18 protein-coding genes and 1 pseudogene are annotated in these 26,003 nt (G+C 70.4%); 8 read left to right on the top strand and 11 right to left on the bottom strand.

Going from position 1 to position 26,003, the window contains the following annotated elements; genetic code table 11:
* Positions 1 to 21: 21 nt before the first annotated feature.
* The 7 genes from OG226_RS09640 to OG226_RS09610 all read right to left on the bottom strand — a co-directional run bounded on the left by OG226_RS09640 (position 22) and on the right by OG226_RS09610 (position 9,783).
* Entirely contained in the window at positions 22 to 3,771 is a 3,750-nt protein-coding gene (locus OG226_RS09640; protein ID WP_329348595.1) for a CHAT domain-containing protein, read from the bottom strand.
* Positions 3,772 to 3,924: 153 nt separating this feature from the next.
* A complete protein-coding gene (locus tag OG226_RS09635) occupies positions 3,925 to 4,527 on the bottom strand; it encodes a hypothetical protein (protein ID WP_328676309.1) in 603 nt (200 codons plus the stop codon).
* Positions 4,524 to 5,474, bottom strand: a complete 951-nt coding sequence (locus OG226_RS09630) for a metal-dependent hydrolase (RefSeq protein ID WP_328676308.1) — start codon at positions 5,472 to 5,474, stop codon at positions 4,524 to 4,526. The genes OG226_RS09635 and OG226_RS09630 overlap by 4 nt, the downstream gene beginning before the upstream one ends.
* Before the next feature lie 121 nt (positions 5,475 to 5,595).
* Positions 5,596 to 6,642 carry a hypothetical protein gene (locus tag OG226_RS09625; protein WP_329348594.1) on the bottom strand — a complete coding sequence of 349 codons (1,047 nt, stop codon included), beginning with the start codon at positions 6,640 to 6,642 and terminating at the stop codon, positions 5,596 to 5,598.
* Between the two features lie 475 nt (positions 6,643 to 7,117).
* A complete protein-coding gene (locus tag OG226_RS09620) occupies positions 7,118 to 7,921 on the bottom strand; it encodes an MIP/aquaporin family protein (RefSeq protein WP_329348593.1) in 804 nt (267 codons plus the stop codon).
* A gap of 11 nt (positions 7,922 to 7,932) precedes the next feature.
* Entirely contained in the window at positions 7,933 to 8,670 is a 738-nt protein-coding gene (locus OG226_RS09615; protein WP_329348592.1) for a YoaK family protein, read from the bottom strand.
* A gap of 147 nt (positions 8,671 to 8,817) precedes the next feature.
* Positions 8,818 to 9,783, bottom strand: coding sequence for a LysR family transcriptional regulator (locus OG226_RS09610; RefSeq protein WP_329348591.1), 966 nt, complete (start codon positions 9,781 to 9,783; stop codon positions 8,818 to 8,820).
* Between the two features lie 172 nt (positions 9,784 to 9,955).
* Between OG226_RS09610 and OG226_RS09605 the strand changes: the two genes are divergently transcribed.
* Together OG226_RS09605 and OG226_RS09600 are read left to right on the top strand one after the other, a co-directional pair.
* A complete protein-coding gene (locus OG226_RS09605; protein WP_443066878.1) occupies positions 9,956 to 10,339 on the top strand; it encodes a hypothetical protein in 384 nt (127 codons plus the stop codon).
* Between the two features lie 123 nt (positions 10,340 to 10,462).
* Positions 10,463 to 11,737 (top strand): annotated as a pseudogene (locus tag OG226_RS09600) (amidohydrolase family protein); the annotation flags it as partial.
* 77 nt (positions 11,738 to 11,814) lie between these two features.
* Here OG226_RS09600 and OG226_RS09595 read toward each other — a convergent pair.
* Both OG226_RS09595 and OG226_RS09590 read right to left on the bottom strand, forming a co-directional pair.
* A complete protein-coding gene (locus tag OG226_RS09595; RefSeq protein WP_328676299.1) occupies positions 11,815 to 12,888 on the bottom strand; it encodes a glycosyl hydrolase family 18 protein in 1,074 nt (357 codons plus the stop codon).
* Positions 12,889 to 12,995: 107 nt separating this feature from the next.
* Entirely contained in the window at positions 12,996 to 13,826 is an 831-nt protein-coding gene (locus OG226_RS09590; protein ID WP_329348590.1) for a GntR family transcriptional regulator, read from the bottom strand.
* A gap of 134 nt (positions 13,827 to 13,960) precedes the next feature.
* On the opposite strand from OG226_RS09590, the gene OG226_RS09585 reads away from it, so the two are divergent.
* The 5 genes from OG226_RS09585 (at position 13,961) to OG226_RS09565 (ending at position 19,526) form a co-directional block, all read left to right on the top strand.
* Entirely contained in the window at positions 13,961 to 15,346 is a 1,386-nt protein-coding gene (locus tag OG226_RS09585) for an ABC transporter substrate-binding protein (protein ID WP_329348589.1), read from the top strand.
* A 5-nt stretch (positions 15,347 to 15,351) separates the two neighbouring features.
* Entirely contained in the window at positions 15,352 to 16,317 is a 966-nt protein-coding gene (locus tag OG226_RS09580) for a carbohydrate ABC transporter permease (protein ID WP_329348588.1), read from the top strand.
* Positions 16,318 to 16,384: 67 nt separating this feature from the next.
* Positions 16,385 to 17,287, top strand: a complete 903-nt coding sequence (locus tag OG226_RS09575; protein ID WP_329348587.1) for a carbohydrate ABC transporter permease — start codon at positions 16,385 to 16,387, stop codon at positions 17,285 to 17,287.
* Positions 17,284 to 18,531, top strand: coding sequence for a 6-phospho-beta-glucosidase (locus OG226_RS09570; RefSeq protein WP_329348586.1), 1,248 nt, complete (start codon positions 17,284 to 17,286; stop codon positions 18,529 to 18,531). The genes OG226_RS09575 and OG226_RS09570 overlap by 4 nt, the downstream gene beginning before the upstream one ends.
* Positions 18,531 to 19,526, top strand: a complete 996-nt coding sequence (locus OG226_RS09565; protein ID WP_329348585.1) for an N-acetylglucosamine kinase — start codon at positions 18,531 to 18,533, stop codon at positions 19,524 to 19,526. Before OG226_RS09570 ends, OG226_RS09565 begins: the two co-directional genes overlap by 1 nt.
* A gap of 952 nt (positions 19,527 to 20,478) precedes the next feature.
* On the opposite strand, the gene OG226_RS09560 is transcribed toward OG226_RS09565, so the two are convergent.
* A complete protein-coding gene (locus OG226_RS09560; protein WP_329348584.1) occupies positions 20,479 to 22,344 on the bottom strand; it encodes a glycoside hydrolase family 76 protein in 1,866 nt (621 codons plus the stop codon).
* Between the two features lie 402 nt (positions 22,345 to 22,746).
* On the opposite strand from OG226_RS09560, the gene OG226_RS09555 reads away from it, so the two are divergent.
* Entirely contained in the window at positions 22,747 to 25,566 is a 2,820-nt protein-coding gene (locus OG226_RS09555; protein WP_329348583.1) for an alpha-L-rhamnosidase-related protein, read from the top strand.
* Between the two features lie 55 nt (positions 25,567 to 25,621).
* On the opposite strand, the gene OG226_RS09550 is transcribed toward OG226_RS09555, so the two are convergent.
* The gene (locus OG226_RS09550; protein ID WP_328676283.1) at positions 25,622 to 25,957 is read right to left on the bottom strand and encodes a hypothetical protein; all 336 of its coding nucleotides are present in this window, start codon (positions 25,955 to 25,957) and stop codon (positions 25,622 to 25,624) included.
* Positions 25,958 to 26,003 lie beyond the last annotated feature (46 nt).

Genomic DNA, 26,003 nt, shown 5'->3' with positions numbered 1-26,003 from the left:
TCGCCCGGTCGCTCCGGTGGTTCAGGGGCCGTAGTGCACGTGGGATGCCCACAGGTACGGATTGGCCGGATAGCTCTTGCGAACCGAGTCCACGGCGGTGTGCAGGGCGGCCGAAGGATGTTCTCCCGCGGCGATTCCGCTGTGGACGGTCTGGGCGATGCGCCGGGAGATGTCGTCCGAGACGGGCCAGAGGGTGCCGATCACGTGGGCGAAACCGGCCAGTTGCATCGCGGAGGTGACATGGATGGACTCGTCCAGGAGCGAGGTGCCGCCGAACGCGGTGGTGCACGCGGAGAGATAGGCGAGCCGGGCGTTGTCGTTCTGGAGGGCCATGACCTCCCTCACGGCGAGTCTGCCGTCGTGGAGCACCAGATGGCCGGCGCTCGGATCCAGGGGATCGGTCGCCGCGTGGCAGGCGAAGTGCGCCCACGTGCTGTCCGGCAACCGCCGGATGACCGCCTCTCGGGTCGCCGCGGTGTCCAGCAGCGGTGTCGGAGTGCGCAGGAGGCCGGCGACGGCGACGGCTTCCTCGACGGCCCAGGGCAGCGGCGGGAAGCCCGCCGCCGCACCCACCCCCACGACCAGCGCCCGGTCGGCGGACGGTGGCGCGGCGGCAGTGCGTTGCACGGCGTGCTGGAGCGCCCGCACGGTGGGCGTGTACGACGAGACGACCCGGTCCAGGACGCTGCGTCCGCTGCGGCGGCCGACGGTGCCGTAGTGGCCCGCGGCATGCAGGGGCAGCACGGAGAAGGCCCCTGTGGGCAGCCACCAGACGCGCGGCAGCCGCTGTCCGTCGTCCGTCTTCGGCACCTTGCCGAGGTGGCGAAGGATCGGCTCGGCGACGCGGTCCCACAGCCAGCCGAGCGTGGCTGTCCGGTCGGCGTTGCCGGCGAGTGTGGACCTGCCCTGGCTGGCGGCGAGGAAGGCATTGGCGCGTTCCAGGAGTTCGCCGTGCGTGACGTCCTCCAGTGTGATCGCCTCGGTGTGCCCGGGCGTGAGGATCAGCGCGTGGGAGCCGGCTCGGGTGGCCAGCGGTGCGATGACGACGCCGCCCACGGCCGCTCGGCGCAACTGCCGGATGTCCGGAGGCATTCCGAAGCGTTCGAAGCCTCTGGACCGGCGGATCTCGGCGAGCAGGTCCCGCCACTGCTCCGCCGCCGTCCGGCGCCCTTCGGGGTCGGTCAGCGTCGATCCCTCGTCGGCGTTGAGTACGGTACGCAACCGGATGAACCGCGCGTGCAGAGCGGGCTGTCGGGCGGCCAGCAGACCCACACCGGAGCGGGTTTCGAAGCCCTGCCCCAGCAGCACACCGCGGCCCTGTTCCAGCACCGACCAGGCTCCGTCGGTGTCGCCCAGCCGGATGCGGGCGACGGCCGCGTCGGGTCCGAGGTTTCGCAGCACCGACAGGTGGTACTGACGGTCGGCGCGCAGCAGTCGGCGGTCGACGAGCAGGGGGAGGAAGTCCAGCACCTGCGACCAGGCCTGGACCGCCTCGTCCCAGCGGCCGATCCGGCCGGCCAGGCGTGCCTGTGCGGCCCCGGCCCGAGCGCGTTCCAGGGTCGGTGCGGTGGTGATGGCCGCGCCCTCCCGGAGCACCCCCAGCGCCTCCTCCAGCGCCGCGGAGTCGCCGTCTCGGTCGTACGCGGCCTCCAAGGCGGCCCCGAGGTTGCCGAGCCTGCCGGCCCGGTAGGGGTGGTCGCGGGGCGTGGCGGTCGCGGCGGCCCGGCAGACGGCGACGGCCCGGTCGAGATCCGCTTCCTCGGAGAGGTGGTCTCGACGCGTCATGAGAAGGGCACCGAGATTCGACAGGAACCGGGCACGGTCGGGGTGGTCGTCGGAGGTGGCCGCGACGGCCTGTTCCGTGAGGAGTACCGCCCGGGTCAGGTGCTCGACCCGCTCGGTGACGCGGAACCGCCGGTGCTCGGCGTTGCTCACGTTCGACAGGACCGTGGCGCGTGCGGCGTGGTCGTCGGGCATGATCGTCAGGGCGTTCCGTCCCGCCTCGACGGCGGCGTCCAGGTCGGCGAGTTCCTGGCTCCGGGTATGGCGCATGAAATGGGCGCCGCACAGGTTGGACAGGAACAGTGCCCGGCCCCGGCTGTCCGGCGTGGTGAGCAGTGCCGCCTCCCGTGTATGCGCGATGGACCGGTCGAGGTCCTCCAGCGCGCCGGTGAACTCATGGCGTGTCTGCAGGGCGTTGGCCAGGTTGCCGTGGGCTGCAACGCGGCGCTGGTCGCCCTCCGCCAGTTCGGTCAGCGCCCGCTCACCGGCCGAGACCGCGTGCTGGAGGTCGTTGGGTTCCCCGAGCCGTTCGAAGCGCAGCCGGTAGGCGTGGCAGAGGTTGCCCAGGCACTGCCCGAGTTCCTGATGCCCGGCCGGCAGGGCCTCGGCGGCCCGGGCGCCCGTATCCACCGCGGCCGTGAGATCGTCGATGTCGTCGCTCAACTCGAAGCGACGCAGCAGGGCGAGACTGTAGCCGGACACCGCCACCGGTCGCGCTGGGCTGCCGGGGTCGACCAGGTCGACCGCCCGGCGCGCGACGCGCACGGCCTCGGCGGCGTCCTCTCGCGAACCGGTCCGCTCGGAGCGTGCGCGCAGTGCCCAGGACAGGTTCGCCAACTGGCCGGCGCTGCGGCGGTCCGTCGGACCGGTGGCGTCCACGGCTTCCCGTGCGAGGTCTACGGCCTGCTCGATGTCCGCCGTCCTCGCGTCCCTCGCATAGCGGGTCCGTAGCGCGTTGGAGTGGCTGGAAAGGATGTCGGCCCGCTCCGGATCGTCGGGAGGCAGGCGTCGCGCGGCCTCGGAGATCAGCGCTATCGCCTCGTCGAGATCCGCGACAGCACCGCTCCGTTCGAAGCGCACGCGCAACGAGTTCGCGAGATTCGTCATGCGGGCGGGGCGTTTCCCTACGTTGCCCGGGGTGGCGGCCACGGATTCCCGGCCGAGGGCGATCGCTTCGTCGAGGTCCGCCCGGACACCGGTGGTGCCGTAGCGGGCCTGCAGGGCGAGCGCCAGATTCGACACGCACGCCGGGCGGTCGAGGTCGTCGGAGGTGGCCGCCACCGCCTGCCGGGCCCAGGTGACGGCCGCCGCGATGTCCTCGGCGGCACCGAAGTGGTCGTAGCGGACGCGCAGGCTGTTGCTCAGGTTGGAGACGATCGCGATGCGCCTCGGGTGGTCGGAGGCGGCTGCTTCGGCGGCGCGAGTGGCGGCCGTCACCGCGTCGTCCAGGTCGTCCCTGGCGTCGTGCAGTTCGAAGCGCATCTGCAGGGCCACGGAGAGATTGGACAGGTACTCCGGGAGGCCGGCCGGGTCCGCCGCCGCGACCGCCTGTCGCAGCAGTGCGACCGCACGGTCCAGTACAGCGCCGGACCCGGGTCCGAGCATCAGGTAGCGGGCAGCCTCCGAATTCCATGCCGGTGGCCCGGCGCCCGCCGGGGGCAGCTGGGGTGCCAGGAACTCGCGGAGTTGACGCGGGACCCGGCCCGGGGCGTACGGGAGGAGCCGGCCGAACCAGTAGGCCGCCGCTTCCAGGTCCCGCTGCCCGTCGCCTCGCTCGGCTGCCTCGTCGTCCGTTTCCAGAAGCTGGTAGCGGCACCAGTGGAACGAGCCGAGGACGAACGCTCCGTCGAGGTCGTCGTCGGTTGTCAGGGGGCCGAGTCGACGGACCTCTTCCACCGCGTCCTCGCCGAGTACCCCCGCCGGGTCGTCGTCGGCCCTCAACACCCGGTCCAGGACGGCTCGTAGGGCCGACTCGGTGCCGTCGCTCATGTGTCTCCCACTGTTCACACCCCCGCGCCGACCAACAAGAATGCCCGCCGGGGGCCGACCTGTAAGGCCGGTTTGCGGAATTTCTCCGCACTATCCGTATCGTCCGGACAGGATGGCCCGCGCGTCGTGGAGGCCGTGCGCCGGAGCTGTGGTTCAGGCCGGCGGCAGGAGGTCCGCCGCTCTGCCCAGGGGCGGCGCGGCGCAGTCCCCGGTGGCCCGCCGCCACCAGCGGCTCGCGTCGGCCAGGTCGCCCCTGGCCCGTGCGAGCAGGGCCAGTTCGGCCGCGGCCCGGGGATGGTGTGTCACCGCCGCGCACCTCCACCAGCCCTCCGCGTGTCGCGGCCGCCGCCGCACCTGCGCGTGTATGCCAAGACGGTGGGCCACCACGCCCACGCCTGCGTCTATCAGGACGGATTCGGCGTTCGGGTGGGTCCAGCACCGGTCGTTCGCGGCCGTGGCCGAAGGCAGTCCCTCGGTGGCCTCGCGGACGGTCTGTTCGAGGACCTGCGGTGCGGGAAGTGCCGAGAGCATCCGGACGAGTTCGTCGACCGCGGGCATACGGCTCTCCAGCAGGGCCCGCCATTGGGCAACCGAGGCCTCCAACTCGGCTGCCCCGCCACCGTGTTGGGCGGTCAGCAGCTCCACCCGTGCGTGAGACAGGTCGTTCTCTGAGCACGAGAACGGAGTCTCGTAGAGCTGCCGCCAGTCGGAACAGCACACGCGCAGGCGGGCCCGGTCCGGGTCGGCGACGGTCATGGTCGGTCGCCGCTGGGATGGGTACGGGTCGTTACTGTGAGGGTCTTGCCGTCGTGGTCCAGGGCCATGTCCACCGCGGTGACGGCGAGTTCGCCGGTGCGCTCGGGGTGGGTGCCGCCACAGTGGGTGTGATGGGTTCCTTCAGGCAGCGCGCACGTCCAGGTCCGGATGTCCTCCAGGCGATCGCCGTCGGCGGTGACGGTGATGGGAGCGTCCGCCGCCAGCCAGCCGTGAACCGTGGCCGAGACCTCGTCCACGAGACCGGGGAGCACGTCGGCCAGTCCGTCGGCGACGAACCCGCGTCGGCGCAACGAGGACCCGAGGCGGTGTACGTCCGTGCTGCCGGACTCGGTGAGGCGGGACGAGGTGATCGCCAGCGCGTCGAAGTCGGGTCGGCCCAGCCCGTCGGTAGTGACCTGCTTGCGCCAGCGTTCCCGGAAGGCGGTGTTGATCGCGAGGCCCACCAGGTGGCACACGCTGTGCGCGGTGCTCAGGGCGCGGCGACGGGCCGTGTCCACGCGCAGGTGCGCGTCGGCTCCGGCGAGGCCCCGCAGATCCTGGCCGTCGTGCGCGTCGCTCAGCACATGGGCGGCGTACCAGTAGTGGTCCTTCGACCCACGCCGGGCCGTGATCTGCCCGTCGACCGTCAGGGAGCCGCCCTCGGTCGGGCGGGCCGCGGTGAGACAGTCGGCGACGGTGAGCGTCTCGCCGTCGACGACCAACTGCCCGCTGTCGCCCGGCTGGTCGGGCCACGTGTGGTCCAACGGGTGGAACGGGGTCTGCTCGGTGATGACCACCCATCGGCCCGCCTCGGACGACCGCACCGCACCGGAGGCCCCCCGTTCCCCCGGTGCGGCGGCTGTGGGTGTCAACCGGTGGAGGTGCACGATTCGCGACGATGCCTCGGTCTGCCCGGCGGGGAAGACGATGCGGGTGGAGCTGTGCATGAGTGAGGTGTTCCCTTGCTGAAGAAGGTGGAGGGCGGAGAACGGAAGTCGGGAAGAAGAAGGCCGGAGGGACCGGAGGAGGTGACCTCGGGGCGCGCGACGACCGCTGTTGCGCGGAGGGTCAGCAGAACGCGGCCGCCACGCTGCGTCCGTTGCCGGGGCGGGCGTGGCGACTGCGTGCCGGGTCGGCGGTGACGAAACTGCGGCTCACGAAACGGTCGGTGCCGTCGTAGCGGGCCGCGAAGACCGAACGGCCGTGCATGGCACGCCGGTTGTCGATCAGCACCATCTCGCCGGGCGCGAGCGACAGCCCGATCCGCCGTACGAGATACCGTTGCTGGACGGTTGTGCGCAGCACCTCGGCCTCGTCCGATATCCCGCGCATCAGGTCGTGGTCGAACACGATGAACGGATCGTCCTCGGCGCCCCGCAGGATGGGCATCGGGCCGCGCACGACCCTGGCGGACAGGATGAGGCCGGTGTCCAGGAACGACTGGTCCACCGTCGTGGTCCACAGGGGCTCCCGGAGCGAGCGTCGTTCCTGCGCGGTCAGCACCGTGCACAGGTCCTTGGCCGGCAGGAGGAACGTCAGCGCGTCCGGTGCCCCTCGCAGACAGGCCAGGCTCAGATAGTCCGGGCGCAGCGCGCTGAAGGCCTGCTCGGTGTGGAGGTCGAGTTCAGCCTCGGAACTCTGGCTGGTCTGCGTCCTGGCGTGGGCCCGGCTGGGCACCACGTCCTGGAAGAGGTGTCCGTGTCCCTCGGCCTCGTACGCCAGGGTGTGGCCCACGCACTCGTTGAGGATCGCCTGCGCCCGGGTCGTCACGGTGCCTGCCGCGACACAGCCGTGGTTGGTCGGCGGGGCGGGCGGCACCCGCTCCGGCAGCGGGAGCCCGGTGATCAGCAGATGACCGTCCGTCACACAGCCCCAGGCGAACGCCGCCAACCGATCCCGGATCCGGCCCGGCACGACCCCGGCCGCCCGCCTGGCCTGCGCGCAGAAGTCCTCGGGCTCGGTGTCGGGCGCGCAGGCCAGCAGGTGGGCCGCCTCGGCGAGTACGGCGGTCTCCGCGACGTCCAGGGCGAGTACGGAGCCTGGAACGTCGGTTCGGTCGGAGGCGGGACCGGGTTTCCGTGCGGTCAGGGACCGAAGGCGTTCGACAGGAGACATGGCCATTCCTTCAGGAGCGCTGCGCCCGAGCAAAGCGGGTCTCGGAGCCGGTGTGTGACTCCACATGCTGGGGACAGTGCCGCGTTCCGGACAAGTCCTGACTCCGTACGACTGTGTCCGAGGACGTACGAGTCTCGGACACGGCAGCCGTGGTGCGGGAGCGGGCGCCATCAGTTCACTCTGTTGCGGGGCGCCCGGGATCGTGAGCCCACGGTGTTCCTTCGCCGGGGGTTGCCCGGGCTCGTAGGTCCTGGTCCTGGCGAGCGGCCGGGGAGCCAGTGCCTACCTCGCGGTACCACCCACCGCCGGAAGAACGGTCGCGCGAACAGCCGCCTCGCCGACCAGGGCCACGGCCTGCCGTCCACCGGTTCCTCGGCGCATTGGAGCCGCACAACAGAGGCGACCACGGTCGGATCCGTGGCCTGACGGACAGTTGGCTTCCGCACCTGGGGGCTCGATGCGGCAGGAGCCTCCGCTACGAGTGGGGAGCCGACGCCGGTTCCTGCGCGATGGGTACCCGAGCGGTCGTACGGCGGTGGGCGTGAACCCGGTTGATGACGACCGTCGCCGCGAGCGACCCGAGCACCGGGGCAAGCAGGCAGACGGGCAGGAGAGAGGGCGCCCCCGCGAACGCCGCGGGCCCGAACTCCCTTGCCGGGTTGGCGATTCCACCGGACAGCGTGCCGAAGGCGATGATCTGGGTGGCGATCATCGTGCCGACCGCCCACGGGGTGAACGGGCCAAGTCGGCGGCTGGAGACGGCGATTCCGGCGACGGCGACGATGACGAACATCGTGGCGGTCTCGATTACGGCGACGGAGGCCCAACTCCAGCCGGGGGAAGGCCTGATGACGGCGAAGTCCACCGCCGGGGAGGTGAACGCCGGGCCCCAGACCAGTCGTCCGGCGGTGATGCCGAGCAGGGAGCCGAACAGTTGGCCGGCGATGTACGGCGCGACATCGCGGCCCGGGGTGCGGCCGTAGCGCCACATCGCGAGGGTGATCGCCGGGTTGACGTGGCCGCCGGTGACCTTGCCCCAGGGGGAGAGCATGACGGCGGTGACCGTGTAGCCGGAGAGGGGGGCCACCGCGAGGAGTCTGCCCTCCGGGGTGTTCCACCAGCCGCCGTTAGCCGGGTCGATGGTGCCCAGCAGCCAGCGGACCGCTGTCGCCACGATGAACAACATCAAGGCGGTCAGGGCGAGTTCGAGGATTGCGGAGTGAAGTGTGCGCCGCCACGGGAGACTTGGGGACGCCTGCTTCGCTGCGGCTTCCCGCACGGTGGCTCCGTTCACAGCGGCTTCGTCCAGGACGCGTCCGAGCGGGTCAGGACGAACGCCGTGACGGAAGTGGCCACCAGCAGCACCGCGGCGAACAGCAGGGGGAGCGCCCGGCCGCCGTGTTCGACCGTGACCGCACCGGCCAGACCGCCGGCGAACATCGCCGCGGCCGAGAGCGCTCGCCGCCCGACCTTGCTGCCCTTGCCGCCCGCGAGGCGACTGTCCGCGGCGACTCCGGTGATGGTGAGCGTCAGGACGGTCGTGGTCAGGTCGGGGACGGCCAGGGCGCGGGCGGTTGCGTTCTGCACGCCCATCGCCAGGCCGAGGAGGGCGATCAAGGAGTACTGGACGGCCGTGGTCACGTGGGAGATGTCGGCGATCTCGGCTACGACGTACGCCGCCAGGACCAAGGTCGTCTCCAGCAGCAGCGCCAGGTGCAGGACCCGTCCCCGGTGGGCGCCGGCCCCGTGCGCGAGTCGGCCACCGAACAGGGCGCCGAGGGCGAACGCGGCCAGCGCTGCGAGCGAGGCGGCCAGGGAGAAGCCCGCCGCGCCGGCGATCGCGAAGCCGGAGAAGACGACGTTGCCGGTCATGTTGGCGACGAAGACATGGCCCAGGACGAGGTAGCTGAAGGCGTCCACGAGCCCGGTCACCACCGTGAGCGCGAGCATCAGGGGAGGGAGCGGGCCGTGCCGGTCCTCCATGTCGGGGACGACCGTGGTCCACGCGTCGCGCAGTACGGCAGACATGGCATTGCTCCCATTCGCTGGACGTCACCCGGTCTCCCGGCTTCCTCTGCCGGTTCCGATCTCCCTTCCGAGCGTCGCGCCATGGGAGCGGTACGTCCAACATATGGATGCGGGTGCAGCGATCTCCTGAACCGATCGATCGGCTTCCTAGGCGGATCGATCGGCTTCCTGGACCGGTCCATCGGCCCGGTCCCTGATCGCGTGCCGCTCCACCACTTCGAGGAACGCCGCCGCGGCCGGTGCCAGCCGCTTGCTGTCGTGGACCGCGCAGATGGTGTGCACCGCCGCCTCGTCCGCGATGCGGAGTGCGCGGGCGCCGTACGGCAGGGCGTCCCCGAGGCTCGCGCCCGGAGCGGAGCCGTCGAACACCGACGACCGCGGTACGACCGTCACGCCGATGCCCCGTGCCGCCAGCCGGATCATGTCCTGTATCTGGCCGACCTGGAAGTGCTGGCCGGGTTCCACCCCGGCGCGGGCGAAGGAGGCCTCCACCTGGCGGCGCAGGCCGCTGCCCCGGGTGAACTGGATGAGCTGGTGGCTCTCCGGAAGGTCGGCGAGGTCGACGGTGTCGCGGTCGGCCAGCGCGTGACCGGCCGGCACGATCAGCACCAGCGGGTCGACGGCCAGCACCAAGTGGTCGAGCCCTTCAGGGACTTGACGCGGGCCGAGGCCGACGATCGCGATGTCGAGGTCCCCGGCCAGGACCGCCGCGGCCATCTCCGCGCTGGGCGCGTTGGTCACATGGAAGTCGATGCCGGGGTAACGGGCGTGGTAGTCGGCCATCACCTCGACCAGGTCGACCGAGGAGGCCCGCGTCTGCACGAGGCCGAGGCGCAGCCGCCCGCGCCGCAGCCCGGACAGGGCGTCGAGGGCGGCCCGGGCGGTGTCGACGTCGGCGAGGATGCGGCGGGCCAGCGGTTCGAGCAACTCCCCGGCGGCCGTCAGCCGTACGGAACGGCTGGTGCGGCTGAACAACCGGGCGCCCACGTCCTTCTCCAGCCGGGCGATCTGCTGGCTCAGGGCGGACTGGGCGACGTAGCAACTGGCCGCCGCCTGCGTGAAGTTGCGGGTCTCGGCGACGGCGAGGAAGTACTTCAGGTGCCTCAGGTCCATCCCGCGCTCATTTCCCTGTGCATCCCGCGCCCATCTCTCCTGGCGATTGATTCGAGCAGAACCATGTGTTGGACCGATCCATTGTCGCAGACCTGGCGTCGGACGTGTCGCCGGACGACCGTCACCGAGGCCTCCTCCGGCCTCCCCTCGCCCCCCGCTCCGAGGAGCCTCCATGTCCAGCAGCACCAAGTCCGCGGGGACCATGTCCGCGGGCACCATGCCCGTGGGTGGCATACGCCCCTACGACGGTGAGCACTCCGCCCAGCTCGTCGTCCGCAACGCCCGCGTCCACACCGGCGACCCCGCCCGCCCCGCCGCATCCGCCGTGGCCATCACCGACGGTGTCTTCACCGCCGCAGGAGATATCGAGAACCACCTCGTCGGCTCCTGGGCCGAGCATCTCGCCCGGCACCGCAACCGGCTCATCGCCACCGACCGGAGCTTCGAGGACCGCGCCCGCGCCCTGCTCCCGCCCGGCACCGCCCCCGAGGTGACCCACGCCTTCGACGCCGCCGTTGGACCGGTCCCGCCGACCTCGGAGAAAGCTGCTTCCTGAAGACCTGAAGGTGGGTGCCGTACACCCAGGAGGGGTGTGGCCTGGTTACCCGTGTGCGGGAACGCGACCGTGGAGCCATGAACACGAACGCGGCACCGCACCCGTTCGTCGGCATGTGGGTCACTGGGCACGGTGCAGGGCGACTTGCTCGTCGAGGGCGACACCATCGCCGCGATCGGGCCGGGCCTGTCCGCGGAGGGCGCGGTGGTCGTCGACGCCTCCGGCACGATCCTCGCGCCCGGTCTTGTCGACACCCACCGGCACGCCTGGGAAGCCCAGTTGCGCCGCATCATGCCCGACATAGACGACCTCGGCGGCTATGTGATGGCCACCCTCGCGGGGTACGCCACCGTCTACCGGCCCGAGGACATGTACATCGGCACCAGGCTCGCGGCGCTCACCGCGCTCGACAGCGGCATCACCACGATGCTCGACTTCTCGCACAACTCCCGTACCCGCGAACACTCCGACGCGGCGATCGAGGCCCTCCGCGACACCGGCATCCGCGGCGTCCACGCCTCCATGGGCCCGCACTTCGGCGACTGGGACCGCCAATGGCCGGCCGACCTGAACCGCCTCAAGAACCAGTACTTCAGCAGCGACGACCAGCTCCTCACCCTGCGCCTGGCGACCCTCGCCACCGACGAGATCGCCGGACCCGCCCTCGCCTACGGCCCCGAACTCGCCCGTACGGCGGTCGACTTGGGAATCGGTGTCAGCGTCGACGCGGTCTTCGGCGCCTCCGGGTCGGAAGCCGTGCTGTCCTGGGCGAAGCACGGCATCCTCGGCCCCGACGTCACCCTGATCCACTCCACGGGTCTGACCGTCGAGGCATGGAAGGAGACGGGGGAGTCCGGTACGACGGTGGCCCTCGCGCCCACCTCGGACGCGCAGATCGGCCTGGAGACGGCGATCCCCGCGGTGGACGAGGCCCTTGCGGTCGGCATTCGCCCCGGACTGAGCATCGACATCGAAGTCGCCCTCGCCGGCGACCTGTTCACCCAGATGCGGGCCCTGCTCGTGATCCAGCGGATGCGCGCGGTCAACGCCGCCTACGGCACCGGCGGCGAGCTGTCGCGCATCACCACCTACGACGTCCTCGACTTCGCCACCCTCCAGGGCGCCCGGACCAACGGGCTCGGCGATGTCACCGGTTCGCTCACCGTCGGGAAGAAGGCGGACCTGTTGGTCGTCCAGGCCGAGGACCTCAACAACATGCCGCTCAACGACCCGATCGGGACACTGGTGTTGGGCTCCGACGCCCGCAACATCACCGCTGTGTTCGTCAACGGGCAGCCCCGCAAGTGGGACGGTCAGGTGCTCGACGTGAACCTTCCCGAGCTGCGGGCCGAGGTCGCCGCCTCTCGCGACCATGTGCTCAACACGCCTGCGAAGTAAGGCGAGTTGAGCACATGGGCGAGTTGATGCGGCGGGCACCCGAACCCGAGGGTGCCCGCCGCATCAGTAGAGGTGGGTCAGTTGGAGAACCAGGGGTTCCCGCCGCCCAGCGACCACACCGAGACCTTGGTGACGCCGAGGCCCTTGAGGACGGCCAGCTTGCGGTCCATGGCGACGCTGTCGACGTAGTCGTGGAGGACGCCGCCGGAGACCCAGCGGATCTCGCCGGAGGAGGCGTCCCGGCGGCTCTCCGTGGTCGCCGGGTTGGAGGAGAAGCCGGGACTCTTCCTCATGTCGCTGAACTGAATGTTGCCCGTGACGGAGTTGAGGTCGCACGGGTCCGGCGCGCTGTAACCGTAGGAGGGCACCCCGATGATCAGGCGGCTGGGGTCGGGGATCTTGCTCTGCGCGTATCGGGTGACCTTCTTCAGCCAGTCGTAGGGGCTGATGGGCAGGCAGCGGGCGCCGGACGCGGTGTCGAACTCCTCGTCGTACGCCATGATCACCACGTCGTCGGCGCCGGTCGCGGCCACGGCCGCGTAGTCGTAGAACGAGGCGTCCTCGGTCATCGCCGGTGCGTCGACCTGGAGGCGCTTGCCCTTGGCGTGCAGGGCGGTGGCCAACTGCTTGAGGAACGTCTTGTAGTCGGTGAAGTCGGCGGTGCTCCAGGACCAGTAGTCCTCCAGATCTACGTCGACGCCGCTGAGCCCGGCGTCGCTGACGAGGGAGGTGACCTTGGTGACGGCCGCCGTGCGGGTGCTGCTGGTGCTGACCAGGGCGTGGACGTCGGCGGTGGTCATACCTGAGAGGGTCGGGTACTGGTACGCGGAGTGTGCCTTGAGGTCGGCGACGTTGGCCGCGCTGTAGGTGTTGCAGCTGCCGTCGGCGGTGGTCTCCAGTTTCACCGAGCCGTTGCTCTGGACCGACCAGTACTCGGGGTTGAGGGCACCGTTCTTCACCCTGTTGTCGGCGTACTCGGTCTTGGCGGTGCAGGTGGAGTCGCCCGTCGACCCGGGATAGAGCCAGGTCTGGAGCTGGACGCCCGAGGTGGCGGAGGGGGTCGCGCCGGCCGGGACCGAGGCCGTACAGGCGAGCAGTGTGGTGACCGTGGAGGCCACGACGCCGGTCACGGTGAGTGCGTGACGGAACATGAGCGGTCCTTTCAGGTGGGGAGGGGCGGGTCTCGCGGGTGGTGAGGGCGTGCGGGACCGCCGCGTCGGCCGGCGGGCCGGCGCGGTGAACTGGTGGGTGAGGGTGGCTAGTTGCTCCAGTAGGGGTCGAAGACCAGGGTGTCGGCGCCGGGGACGGTGGTGGCCGCCGACCAGGAGCCGTCTACGACGCGTCCGCCGTCGGGCCGGGCCGCCAGCGACAGCCTGGTGAAGATGCGGTAGCGGTCGCCCCGGTAGACGGAGCGGGTGAACTCGACGACCCGGCCCGCCGCGTCGCGCGCCGCCCGTTCGAAGAGCAGGGCGGGCGTGTGCACGGAGACGCCGAGGAGTTCGGCCTCCCACTCGTCGACCACGGTCGGCTCGATGCTCTGCGCGGCGTCGGTCAGCAGGATCTCGTACCGCTGCCCGAGCAGGCGGTAGAAGGAGTCGGTCTCCAGGTCGCGGGCGGTCAGTCCGGGGACCAGCGCGTGCTGCACGTGCAGGGTCTCCACGCACATCGGGTCGCCGTCCACCGTCCGCAGCCGGAGGATCCGCAGGATCTGCTCGCTGGGCGCGATGCCCAGCCGGCGGCCGATCCGGGGTCCCGCGGCGACGGTCTTGAAGTCCAGGGTGCGGCTCGCCCAGGTGCCGTCCACACCGCCGACGCCCAGGCCCTGCGCCTGCCCGGGGACGGAACCGCCGAGGTGCTGGGCGACCTTGGCGCGGGCGACGAAGACACCGCGCCCGTGCTCCCGCACCAGCAGACCGTCACGGACGAAGTCGTCGACCACCGCGCGCAGGGTGGGGCGGGAGACCCCGAGTTCCTCGCACAGCTGCCGTTCGCCCGGGAGGGGGCGGCCGGGCCCGGTCTCCTCGACCAGGTCGAGGAGGTGGGTGCGGATGCGTTCCCGCTTCTCCCAACGGCTCTCACCGCTGACCATTCCTACCAACTTTCCATACCGGTGGTCATTTTTCTTGCGGTCTACTTCCGAAATGCTTGCTTGACAGTGCCCAAATGGTGCCCCAACATGTGCCCACTGGTCAATAAGTGGTAAGCGAAATCGCCGGAGGTCCCATGTCCGAGTCCCGTGGCGGACCCGTCACCCGTGCCACCCGTACCCCCCGCCGCGCCGCCCGCCGTACCGCCGCCGCGTCGCTGCTCGCGGTCACGGCGCTGCTGGCCGCAGCATGCACCACCGGCGGTGCCACGTCGAAGGCGGACACCGGCGCCGACGACACCACCCCCGTCACCATCACCTTCTGGCACGGTCTCAGCTCCCCGCACGAGATCGCCTCGGTCAACGCGGTGCTGGCCAAGTTCCACAAGAAATTCCCGTACATCACCGTCAAGGCCGTCGCCGCCCAGACCGACGACAAGGTCAACCAGGCCATCCGCGGCGGCACCGCTCCCGACGTGGCCTCCTCGTTCAACGCCGCGAACGTCGGCGGCTGGTGTTCCAGTGGAGCGTTCCAAGACCTCACCCCGGACATCAAGGCCGACCACGTCGACATGAGCCAGATCCCGAAGGCCGTCCAGTCGTACACCGCCTTCGACGGCGAACGCTGCACCATGCCGTGGCTCGCCGACACCTTCGGCCTGTACTACAACAAGAAGCTGTTCGCGAAGGCCGGCATAGCCTCCCCGCCCAAGACCATGTCCGAACTGGCCGCGGACGCCAAGAAGTTGACCACCTTCAACGCGGACGGCTCGATCAAGACCGCCGGGTTCATGCCCTACCTCGGCGCCTACGAGATGCTCACCGAGCACCTCGTCCCCAGCTGGGGCGGCAAGTGGCTCACCGCCGACGGCCAGTCCAACGTCGGCGGCGACGCCGCCTTCGCGCAGGCGCTGACCTGGCAGAAGAGTCTCGTCGACTGGTTCGGCGCGAAGAAGCTCGTCACCTTCAAGTCGGGCATGGGCGACGAGTTCTCCGCCCAGAACGCCTTCGAGACCGGCAAGTTGGCCATGATGGTCGACGGCGAGTGGCGCAACGCGTTCATCAAGAACGACAAGGCGGACATCGACTACGGCACCGCGGCCGTGCCCGCCGCCGACGGCAAGTCCCAGCTCTACGGCGCCGGTTACGTCGGCGGCAACGTCATCGGCATGCCGCGCGGCGCCAAACACCCGGGCGCGGCGTGGAAGTTGATCAAATTCCTCACCACCGACACCGACGCGCTGACCACGCTGGCCGACGCGATCGGCAACGTCCCCACCACCACGGCCGCGCTCGACTCACCCTCGCTCGGCCTCTCCAAGGACCCCAACTTCGCCCCGTTCCTTGAGGTCTACAAGAACCCGCTCACCACCACGACCCCGGCCAGCGGTGACGGCGGCGCCTATCTCACCAACTTCGGTCACTTCGTGGAGAAGTGGCAGAGCGGCGGCGTATCCGACCTGAAGGCAGGGCTGGCCGCGGTCGACAAGCAGAACAACGCCGCGCTCAAGCTGGGGCAGTGACCGTCATGGCCACCACCCAACAGATCGCCCAACTCCCTCCCGCCACGGCCCCGTTGAAGGCCCGGATGCGCCGCAACCGGCTGCGCGTCCTGCTCTTCCTCGCCCCCGGCCTGGTCGGCTTCGCCGTCTTCCTGGTCTACCCCCTGCTGATGACGGTCTGGCTGTCCTTCACCAACTCGAACATGATCTCCCAGGCCCACTTCGTGGGGCTGCGCAACTACCGCTACCTGCTCGACGGTGACCCGCTGATCCGGCACGCCATCCGCAACACCGCCTGGCTGGTGGCGATCATGGTCCCGGCGCAGGTGCTCTTCGCCCTCGGCGTCGCCATGGTCACCGCCCGGCTCAAGGCCGGGGCGAGCCTGTTCCGCACCCTGTTCTATCTGCCCGCACTGGCCCCGCCGGTCGCCGCGACCGTCGCCTTCGTCTGCATGTTCAACCCCAACTCCGGCCCGGTGAACCGGATTCTGGGCCTGCTCGGCATCCACGGCCCGCTCTGGTTCAACTCGCCGGACTGGTCCAAACCGGCCCTCACCCTGCTCGCCCTGTGGGGCAGCGGCACGATGATGGTCATCTTCCTGGCGGCACTCCTCGAAGTACCCGCCGAACTGTACGAGGCCGCCGAACTGGACGGCGCCGGCCCCTGGCACCGCTTCCGCTACGTCACGCTGCCGACGATCTCCCCGGTCGTGCTGTTCGCGACCGTCACCGGGGTCATCGCCGGACTCCAGTATTTCACCCAGGCGATGGTCGCCTCGCAGGTCGCCAACGGCAACATCCAGCCCGCGCCCGGCTATCCGGACGGCTCCACCCTCACCTTCCCCCAACAGCTCTACATCGCCGGCTTCAACCAGTTCCACGCGGGCTACGCCTGCGCGCTGGCCGTGGTGCTCTTCGTGGTGGCGATGGCCTTCACCGTCGTCCTGCTCCGCCGCGCCTCCGGCTTCGACATCGAGGAGTCACCGCGATGACGTACCGCTTCGCCCATCGGGAAGTCACCACGCCCGCACGGGACTTGGCCACCGAGGAGCCGCCACGATGACGACGACCTACGCCCCGGCGCCCGTCCGGCAGACCCGCGCCGCCTCGCCCCACCGCGCCGCGCGCGGCCGGGCCGGCCGCCGCGGGACCCTGATCTGGATCGCCGAACACGCCATAGCCGTTGGCCTGGCCTGCGCCTTCATCGGCCCGATCGTGTTCATCTTCCTGACCTCGGTCATGACCGACGGCCAGTCCCTCACCACCAACCTGTGGCCCCACCACTGGCAGTGGTCCAACTACCGCACGGTCTTCTCCGCCGCCCCGGTCGGCACCTGGCTCCTCAACACGGTGATCTACGCCGTCGCCGCCACCGCGACCACCCTGCTGTCCAGCGTCCCGATCGCGTACGCGCTCGCCCGGTTCCGCTTCAAGGGCCGCAACACGGCGTTCCTCTGCGTCATCACCATGATGATGCTGCCGCCCCAAGTCCTCGTCATCCCCATGTACTTGATGTGGGCGAGGCTCCATCTCACCGGCACCATCTGGCCGTTGGTGCTCCCGTCCCTCTTCGGAGACGCCTTCTCGGTGTTCCTGCTGCGCCAGTTCCTGCTGACCGTCCCCGAGGACTACCTCAACGCGGCCCGTATCGACGGCTGCGGCGAACTCCGGGTCCTCACGCGGGTGGTGCTGCCGATGATGCGTCCGGCGCTCGTCGCAGTCGGCCTCTTCGCCTTCTTCAACGCCTGGAACGACTACTACGGCCCGCTCATCTACACCGGCGAGGCGCCCGCCCACTGGACCCTGGCCCTGGGCCTCGCGACCTTCAAGACGTCCCACGCCGTGCAGTGGAACCTCACCATGGCGGCGACCCTCATCGCGATGGCGCCGGTGATCATCGTCTTCTTCTTCGCGCAAAAGGCATTCATCGAGGGTGTCACCCTGACAGGAGTCAAAGGTTGAAGATCACCGTTGTCGGTGGCGGTTCCACGTACACGCCCGAACTCATCGACGGATTCGCCCGGTTGGGCCTCCCCGTCACCGAGATCGCCCTGGTCGACCCCGATCCGGACCGGCTCGACGTCATCGCCCCGTTCGCGCGCCGCATCCTGGCCCGCCAGGGCAGCTCCGCGAAGATCACCACCACCGCCGACCCGGACGCCGGCATCGACGGCACCGACGCCGTCCTCTTCCAGCTCCGCATCGGCGGCCAGGCCGCCCGGCACGTCGACGAGACCTTCCCGCACGAGTGCGGCTGCATCGGCCAGGAGACCACCGGCGCAGGGGGGTTGGCCAAGGCGCTGCGCACCGTCCCGGTCGTCCTCGACCTCGCCGAACGGGTCGCCAAGCGCGCCCCGAACGCCTGGATCGTCGACTTCACCAACCCGGTCGGCATCGTCACCCGCGCCCTACTGGACGCCGGACACAAGGCAGTTGGCCTGTGCAACGTCGCCATCGGCTTCCAACGCACCTTCGCCGACTGGCTCGGCGTGGACCACGAGCGCGTCGCCCTGGACCACGTCGGCCTCAACCACCTCACCTGGGAACGTGCCGTGCGGCTCGACGGCGTCGACGTCCTCCCGCGCATTTTCGACGAACACGGCCAGGCCCTCGCCGACCGGCTGCACATGCCGCTGGACGTGGTCCGCAGGCTGGGCGTCGTCCCCTCCTACTACCTGCGCTACTACTACGCCCACGACGAGGTCCTGCGCGAGCAGCTCAGCGAACCCTCCCGCGCCCGGCAAGTGGCCGAGATGGAGGGCGACTTGCTCAAGATGTACGCCGACCCGGCCCTGACGGAGAAGCCCGCCCTGCTGGACAAGCGCGGCGGCGCCTACTACTCCGAAGCGGCCGTTCAGCTGGTCCACGCCCTCACCGCGGACACCGGTGACGTCCGCGTCGCCAACGTCCGCAACAACGGCACCCTGCCCTTCCTCCCCGACGACGCCGTCATCGAGGTCCCGTCCCGCATCGACGCGCAGGGCGCAACTCCCTTGCCCGTCACGGCAGTAGAGCCACTCTTCGCCGGACTGATCGCGCATGTGACGGCCTACGAGGAACTGGCCCTGGAAGCGGCCCTGCACGGCGGAGTCGACCGCGTAGCGACAGCGCTGCTGGCCCATCCGCTCATCGGTCAGGTCAAGGTGGCCGAGGAGTTGGCGGCAAAACTCGTCGCCGCCAACCGCGAACACCTCTGGTGGGCCTGATGAAGACGGGCCTGCTGCTCGCTGTCGACGGCGGCAACTCCAAGACGGACGTTGCCGTGTTGAGGACCGACGGCACGATCCTGGGCCGCGCGAGGGGCGGCGGCTTCCGCCCGCAGGCGGTGGGCGTCGACGCGGCGATGGACGTACTCGCGGCCCTGCGCGCCGAGGCGATGGCGTCGGCGGGGGTGGCGGCCGACGTCGAGGTGGACGGCATCACGGCCTTCCTCGCCGGGGCGGATCTGCCGTACGAGACCAAGGCGTTGCGCGAGGCTGTCGGCGCCCGCCGCTGGGCGGTCAACCAGCGCGTCGACAACGACTCCTACGCCGTCCTGCGCGCCGGCGCCAGCCGCCCCTGGGGCGTCGGCGTCGTCTGCGGCACCGGCATCAACTGCGTCGGCGTCGCCCCCGACGGCCGCACCACCGGCTTCGCCGCGCTCGGCGGTATCTCGGGGGACTGGGGCGGCGGCATCGACGTAGGCACGTCGGCACTGTGGCACGCGGCACGGGCGGAGGACGGCCGAGGCCCGCGAACTGCCCTACGCACGGCGGTAATCGACCACTTCAGCCTGGCAACGGTCGCCGACGTCACCGCAGCCCTGCACAAGGGAGACCTCCCCGCCATCCGCCTGAGCGAACTCTGCCCGGCGGTCTTCACGGCCCGCGACGAGGGCGACGAGATTGCCACCGAGCTGGTCGAACGCCTCGCGGCCGAGATCGCGAGAATGGCGGTCACCGTCCTGTGCCGCCTCCAACTCGCCGTCACCCCGGACCCCGAAGTAGTCCTGGGCGGAAGCGTGTTGGCCGCCGGCCACAAGTCCCTCCTCGACGACGTGGAACGCAGGCTCACGGAGGCGGTGCCGGGGGTCCGGCCGGTGGTGTGCACGGAGCCGCCGTTGCTGGGTGCGACCCTGGCTGCGTTGGACTTGCATCCGCGAGCGGAGCCTGGGGCGGAGGCGCGGTTGAGGGCCGGGTTCCGGGGGAGCGGTGGCTCCTGATCCGGTGGGAGCGAGTGGGTGGGGGGCTGGCGGTGTGAGGTGCCGGGGTCGGCCGGGTGGCGTGCGGGGACCCGCCCGGGTCGCTCTGGACCTGCGCCTGAGCCCCGGGCCTGGTGGTCGGCGGTTCGTCATCGGGTTGGACCGGGCCAGGGGCTGGTGGCGCAAGGTTCCGGGGGTGTCCAGGCGTGCGCGGATCCGGCTTGGTCGCCTTGGTCTTGTGCCTACGCCCCGGGCCTGGTGGCCGGCGGTTCTTGATCGGGTAGGACCAGGCAGGCGCTGGTGGCGCGGGGTGCCGGGGTCCGGCGAGTGGTGTGCGAGGACCCGCCTCGGTAGCCCTGGTCTTGCGCCGCACCCAGATCTGGTGGTCGACGGCCGGTCGCGTGCGGGGCTCCGGGGAGCGGCGGTTCATGGTCCGGTGAACCCCACAGGCCCGGTGCCACGCGTCGGCACCGGCCCGGCACTGCCCGCGACCGGCGTCCGATCGCGGGCAGTGCCCCGGGGGACCGGCAGCACGTGATCCGGCACGCTGACACCAGGCCGGTGTGATCCACGCGTTGTCTCGCCGACGCGGTACCGATCGCTACGCACCGGCCACCGGCCACCGGCCACCGGCACGGCACAGGCACCGGCCACCGGCCACCGGCACGACACAGGCACCGGCCACCGGCACGGCACTGGCACGGCACTGGCCACCGGCACGGCACCGGCAGGGCACTGCACCCGCACCCGCCACCGGGTGACCGTCCCGAGGCGTGCGCGATTCCCACCCACGCCCCGCTACGACCATCCACGCCTAGCTACGACCGCTCCCGCCCCGGCACCGACCTACCCCCCCCCGCCCGGCCCGGGACACCGCACTGCGCCGAGCCCCGCCCCCGCACTACGCCCACCCCCCCGAGCCGCACCGCATAGCCCGGATGACGCAACTCCCCACCCCGCACCCACCCCGCACTCAGCTCCCCGCCGCAGCGGTCAGTGCCCCGAGCGCGCCGGCCTGCGTGCGCCAGTCGGTCTGGTTCGGGCTGGTGCCCGCCCAGCGTTCACCGAGGGCGTTGAGGGTGGACCGGTCCAAGGCCCACAGGGTGTCGGCCTGTTTCTGGATGTAGGCCCGATAGGTCGCGGAACCGGTCGCCTTCGCCAGGTCGGCGAAGTTCCGCATGAAGATGCCCTTGAACTGTTTCTGGTTGTCGTCGCAGGACGCCGAGCCGACGTCACAGGACTCGGTCAGCACCCCGCCGACCGTCAGCTGCGAGTTGTTCGTCGCGGCGTCCGCCAGCGTCCGAGCCGTGGTCAGCATCGAGCTGTCGCCGGTCGTCCTCCACAGTTCCGTGAAGGCGCCGATGGCCAGGCCCTGGTTGTAACTCCACACGGTGGAACCGTTGTTGGCGCAGGACGACGACAGTCCGTCGTTCACCAGACCCGCGGAGTTGATCATCCCGCTGGCCTTGTACCAGGCGGCCGACGCCTTCGCCCGCTGCAGCCAGACCGTGTCACCGGCGATGCGCTGGTGCAGCGCGGTGGTCAGCCACAGGTACTGCCCGTTCGTCACCGCGTTCTTGTAGGTCCGCTCGCGGTCCCACCACACTCCGCCGCCGCAGGTGCTGGTGTCCCAGTACTGCTGGACGTAGTTGGCGATGGTGACGGCCTCGTTGAGGTAACGCGCGTCGTGCGTGTAGTCGTACGCGTCGATCCACGCGATCGCCCACCAGCCCGAGTCGTCGATCGACCGGCTGATGAAGTCGCCCTCGATCGCGTCCGAACTGCGTGTCCCGGCCGGGAAGACGCCCTTGTTCTGGTCGAAGGTGCGGGCGATGGCCCAGTCGTAGTCGTGCGTGCCGGTCGTCTTCGCGAAGTCGATGACGGAGGTGAGGGTCGCCGCCGAGTTCCACCAACTGCTGGGCCACCAGCCGTTGTAGGGGTCGTACGACGTCATCAGCGCATCCGCTGCGGCGCGCGCCCTGGTCGGTACCGGCCGGTACCACGCCGTGCAGCTGCCCTCGTTGTGGCTCGCCTCCCGGCCGCACGCACGGACCGCGCCGCCGTAGAGGAGACCGCGCGGGTCGCGGGCGGCGTACATCGCGGTGCGGGTCGTGGTCGCTCCGGACGCGGTGCTCGCACGGCCGAGGGAGGAACCGTCCGGCCAGGTCGAGCCGCCGTCCCAGGAACGGTCCAACCAGATCTCGTCACCCGCGCCACCGGTGTCGATGCTTCCCCAGGCCATGGAGTTCTTCTGGTCCACGTGAAGTCGAATTGTGCGGCCGTAGAGGGTGGTCGAGGGGATGGGCTGGTCGTCGCCCGCCGCCTGGGTCGCGCTCGTGCCGTCGCAGACCGTGTCGCAGACGGTGGGGTAGACCCAGTTCGTGCACCCGACGCCGGCCGCGTCGCCGCAGGCGCGGACGAGGCCGCGCTTGTGGTTGCGCGGGTCGGTGATGTTGTACATCAGCGTCCTGGTGCCGGTCCACGTGCTCGGGATGCTCGACTTGCCGAGCAGACCGTCCCAGGTGGCGCCGCCGTCCCAGGACCGGTCCAACCACACCGCGTCGCCGGTCGTGCCGTTGTCGACGCTGGCCCACGCCATGTCGTCCGCGTCGGACACGTGGAGCCGGACGACCCGTCCGTTGAGCGTCTTGTCCGGTACTGGAAACGTTTCCTGCTTCGCCCGCGAAGGGTCCAGCGTGTCACAGGCCAGGACGCACACCTGGGTTGCGGCGGACGCCGGCGACGCGATCGGGACGAGCGCCACGAACGCGAGGGCGGCCGTCAGCAGGAAGCTGAGGAACCGTGGTCTGACAACGATGTCGACGCCATGTAGGGACACCGGAACTCGCCTCGATTTCACGATGGGGGACGCTGGGTGTGAATGGATTCAGCTGTGGATCAATGGTCCATACCTCTACCCGTCCTCGACGCAGTGAACCGGCTTGGTGCGGCCCTGTCAATGTCGTAAGGCGCGCTTTTTGCGAGGGATTTGAAGGCTGTCGCGACGGGTTGACACCCGCCCTCCCGGCACCCATCATCGGTGCGAACTTCGGCGAGTCATCTCGCGTACCCGTTGCTCTTCCACTCTCGGGCCCCCATGGTCGATCTATTTGAATCGATTCACACACCTGGTTGTCCAGTTGAGCGGCGGGTTCCCCCACCGATCCGGGAGGTACTCATGCGCCGTCGCAGGCCACCACAGAACCGAAAGCCCGGACCAGGTCGCCTAGTTGGGCTCACCATGACGGTGGCAGCCGCGCTGGCCGTGACCCCGGCCCTGTCCGCCGGTGCGGCGCCGGCGGTCGCAACGCCCGCTCCCAAAGCGGCACTTGACGCCGTGAACTACTCGCCGACCTCGCGCACCCTCAAGCCGACCGCCGTCTACCGCACCTCCGGCAGCGTCGCGAACCCGACGAACGTCCTCAACGGGCAGGCGACCCGGATCTCCGGCTCGCAGTCGGCCGTCACGCTCGACTTCGGAAAGGAAGTCGGCGGATTGGTAACGTTGTCATTCGGCAGCACCAGTTCCAGCGGCCAACGCGTCGGCCTGGCCTTCAGCGAGTCGTCCCTGTACGTGGGCGACAACAGCGACCGCAGCAGCGGCCGCGACGGCGAGGACGGCGCCCTCTACGCCACACCCGCCGCCAACGGCACATACACCGTGCCCACCGCCCAACTCCGGGGCGGGTTCCGCTACTTGACGGTCTTCCTCGACAGCTCGGGCTGGGTGGACCTCAAGGGCGTCAGCCTCAACTTCACCGCGGCACCGGGGAAGTCCAACCCGGCCGACTACCCCAACTACTTCAGCTCCAGCGACGAGTTGCTCAACCGCATCTGGTACGCCGGGGCGTACACCGTGCAGTTGAACACCATCGCCTCCAACCAGGGGCGCGCCTGGCCCCCGCCCTCCTCGGCCTGGGACAACAGCGCCATTGTCGGCGTGGGCGACTCCGTCCTGGTCGACGGCGCGAAGCGGGACCGCACGGTGTGGCCCGGCGACATGGGCATCGCCGTCCCCACGCAGTACGCGTACTCCAACGACCTCACCTCGACCCGCAACGCGCTCACGACGATGTACAACGCGCAGTCCTCGGCGGGCGAAATCCCTTGGTCCGGGCCGCCGTTCAACCTCACCGGCTCGGACACCTACCACACGTGGACCCTGCTGGGGACGTCCACCTACTACACGTACACCGCCGACCGGTCGTGGCTGGACTCCGAATGGTCCAACTACAAGCGGGGGATGGCCTTCATCACCAACAAGATCGACGGCAACAACCTCCTCAACGTGACCCGCACCCAGGACTGGGCCCGGGTCGGCCAGGGCGGCGAGAACATCTCCGCCAACGCGCTGCTGTACGGCGCCCTCCGGGGCGGTGCCACGCTCGCCGCGGTCGAGGGCGACAGCGCGCTCGCCGCGAGCTGGAACAGCAAGGCCGCCGCGATCAGGTCCGCGGCCAACTCCCTTCTCTGGGACGCCTCCAAGGGCATGTACAAGGACAACCCGAGCAGTGGGCTGTATCCGCAGGACGGCAACTCCCTCGCCGTCTGGTACGGGTTGAGCGACTCCACCGCCAAGTCGAAGAGCATCATCACCGGGCTCGGCAAGAACTGGGGCATCTACGGCCCGACCACTCCCGAATGGGGCGGCAACGTCTCGCCGTTCGCCGGCGGCATGGAGCTGAACGCCCGTTTCACGGCCAACGACGACTTCACCGCGCTGGACCAGATCCGCCGCACCTGGGGCCACATGCTCGACAGCGACATCGGCACCAAGAGCACGTTCTGGGAGGGCATCCAGTCCGACGGCGGCCTGGCGTACGGCGGTTCGTTCATGAGCCTCGCGCACGGCTGGTCCACGGCGCCCACCTCCACGCTCACCTTCGACGTGCTCGGCACCGCGCCCGAGTCGGCGACCGGCGCCTACCGCTTCGTCCCGCACCCCGGCGACCTGACCGGCGCCCAGGGCCGCATCACCACGCCCCAGGGCGCCATCAACGCGTCCTGGTCGCGCAACCCTTCGGCCGGTACCTACTCGGCCGCCCTCTCCAGTCCGTCCGGCAGCAGCGGACGTATCGGCGTCCCGAAGCTCGGCGGCGACATCACGGTGACCGTGAACGGCGCGACCGTCTGGAGCAACGGAGCCTTCACGCCCACCTCCGGCATCACCGGCGGCAGCCAGGACGACACCTACGTCTACCTCACCGGCGTCGCCCCCGGCAGCTACACCGTCTCCGCCACCGGCCTCGGCAATCCGTCGGCGCCCACCGAGCCCGGCACCGGCGCCCTGCGCGCGGGCTACACCCGGTGCGCGGGCGAGGGCGGCACCTGCTCCTTCAGCGGCACCCGCTCGGTCGCCTACGGCGCCGGGACCTACACCTACAAGACCGTGACCGGCAGCACCGCTTGCTCGAACGACTCCTTCGGCGGCGACCCGGCGGCCAACCTCGTCAAGTCCTGCTACGTCGCCGACGTGGGCGGCCCGCCCGGATACACCGCCTGCGCGGCCGAGAACGGGACTTGCGCCGTGCCCGGCTACAACCGTGACGTCGCCTACGGCGCCAACGGCAACTTCGTCCACCAGGTCACCAACGGCAACGTCGCCTGCTCCAACGCCCACTTCGGCGATCCCATCGACGGCGTCGCCAAGTCCTGCTACCTGCCACCCGCCGGAGCCCCGGCCGGAGGCTGGACCAAGTGCGCCGACCAGAACGGCACTTGTGCCGCCGCGGCGGGACAACCGGTGATGTACGGCGCCTACGGAGCGTTCACCACGGCCACCGCCACCGGCGACACCGCGTGCACCGACGCCACGTTCGGCGACCCCATCTCCGGTGAGTCCAAGGCCTGTTACACCGCCACCGGCGGCCCGGTCGGCTACGCCACCAACTGTGCCGCGGAAGGCGGCACTTGTGCCTTCAGCGGACAGCAGACCATCGCCTACGGCGCCCGCGGCCGCTTCCTCTACAAGGCATTCAGCGGTGGTGCGAGCTGCACGACGGCCGCCTTCGGCACCGACCCGCTGCCCAACGTGAGCAAGTCCTGCTACCTCACGTCCTGAGCGGTGCCACACCTCCGGCAGCCCCCGCCTCCCCGCGTGATCGGGGGCTGCCGGATCACTCCGGGTTGGCCACTGCCTCCTTCTGCAGGTGCACGGCAGCCAACAGGCTCAGTCGCGGTTCCGCCTGGCGCAGCGCCCGCACCGCGGCGACCGAGTCGAGGTCACCGGTGAACCCGGTCTCCGCCAGCCGGGAGCGGACCCAACGGGCCTGCAATCGGCCTTCGTTGGCGGCGGCGGTGGCCTCGACGAGAGCGACGGCGCGTTCCAGGCCGGGGCGTTCCTCGGGCGATGCCTCGGCCAGTGTCTCGCGCAGGGCCGCCGCGACCACGTCGGCGTCCCGGATGGTCAGCACGAAGGTGTTCTTCTTGCTCAGTCCCGTGATTCCTGTCATGCGGCTCAGCCTGACCGACCTGCCCCGTGCACGCAAAGCGACTTGA

This window comes from Streptomyces sp. NBC_01261 (assembly GCF_036226385.1).
Taxonomy (GTDB): Bacteria; Actinomycetota; Actinomycetes; order Streptomycetales; family Streptomycetaceae; genus Streptomyces.
This window is presented reverse-complemented; position numbering and strand designations above follow the sequence as displayed.

Excerpts from the sequence above, each read along its gene's own strand:
- OG226_RS09640 (WP_329348595.1), bottom strand. The coding sequence starts at position 3,771 with ATGAGCGACGGCACCGAGTCGGCCCTACGAGCCGTCCTGGACCGGGTG.
- OG226_RS09635 (WP_328676309.1), bottom strand. The coding sequence starts at position 4,527 with ATGACCGTCGCCGACCCGGACCGGGCCCGCCTGCGCGTGTGCTGTTCC.
- OG226_RS09630 (WP_328676308.1), bottom strand. The coding sequence starts at position 5,474 with ATGCACAGCTCCACCCGCATCGTCTTCCCCGCCGGGCAGACCGAGGCA.
- OG226_RS09625 (WP_329348594.1), bottom strand. The coding sequence starts at position 6,642 with ATGTCTCCTGTCGAACGCCTTCGGTCCCTGACCGCACGGAAACCCGGT.
- OG226_RS09615 (WP_329348592.1), bottom strand. The coding sequence starts at position 8,670 with ATGTCTGCCGTACTGCGCGACGCGTGGACCACGGTCGTCCCCGACATG.
- OG226_RS09610 (WP_329348591.1), bottom strand. The coding sequence starts at position 9,783 with ATGGACCTGAGGCACCTGAAGTACTTCCTCGCCGTCGCCGAGACCCGC.
- OG226_RS09605 (WP_443066878.1), top strand. The coding sequence starts at position 9,956 with ATGTCCAGCAGCACCAAGTCCGCGGGGACCATGTCCGCGGGCACCATG.
- OG226_RS09595 (WP_328676299.1), bottom strand. The coding sequence starts at position 12,888 with ATGTTCCGTCACGCACTCACCGTGACCGGCGTCGTGGCCTCCACGGTC.
- OG226_RS09590 (WP_329348590.1), bottom strand. The coding sequence starts at position 13,826 with ATGGTCAGCGGTGAGAGCCGTTGGGAGAAGCGGGAACGCATCCGCACC.
- OG226_RS09585 (WP_329348589.1), top strand. The coding sequence starts at position 13,961 with ATGTCCGAGTCCCGTGGCGGACCCGTCACCCGTGCCACCCGTACCCCC.
- OG226_RS09580 (WP_329348588.1), top strand. The coding sequence starts at position 15,352 with ATGGCCACCACCCAACAGATCGCCCAACTCCCTCCCGCCACGGCCCCG.
- OG226_RS09575 (WP_329348587.1), top strand. The coding sequence starts at position 16,385 with ATGACGACGACCTACGCCCCGGCGCCCGTCCGGCAGACCCGCGCCGCC.
- OG226_RS09565 (WP_329348585.1), top strand. The coding sequence starts at position 18,531 with ATGAAGACGGGCCTGCTGCTCGCTGTCGACGGCGGCAACTCCAAGACG.
- OG226_RS09555 (WP_329348583.1), top strand. The coding sequence starts at position 22,747 with ATGACGGTGGCAGCCGCGCTGGCCGTGACCCCGGCCCTGTCCGCCGGT.
- OG226_RS09550 (WP_328676283.1), bottom strand. The coding sequence starts at position 25,957 with ATGACAGGAATCACGGGACTGAGCAAGAAGAACACCTTCGTGCTGACC.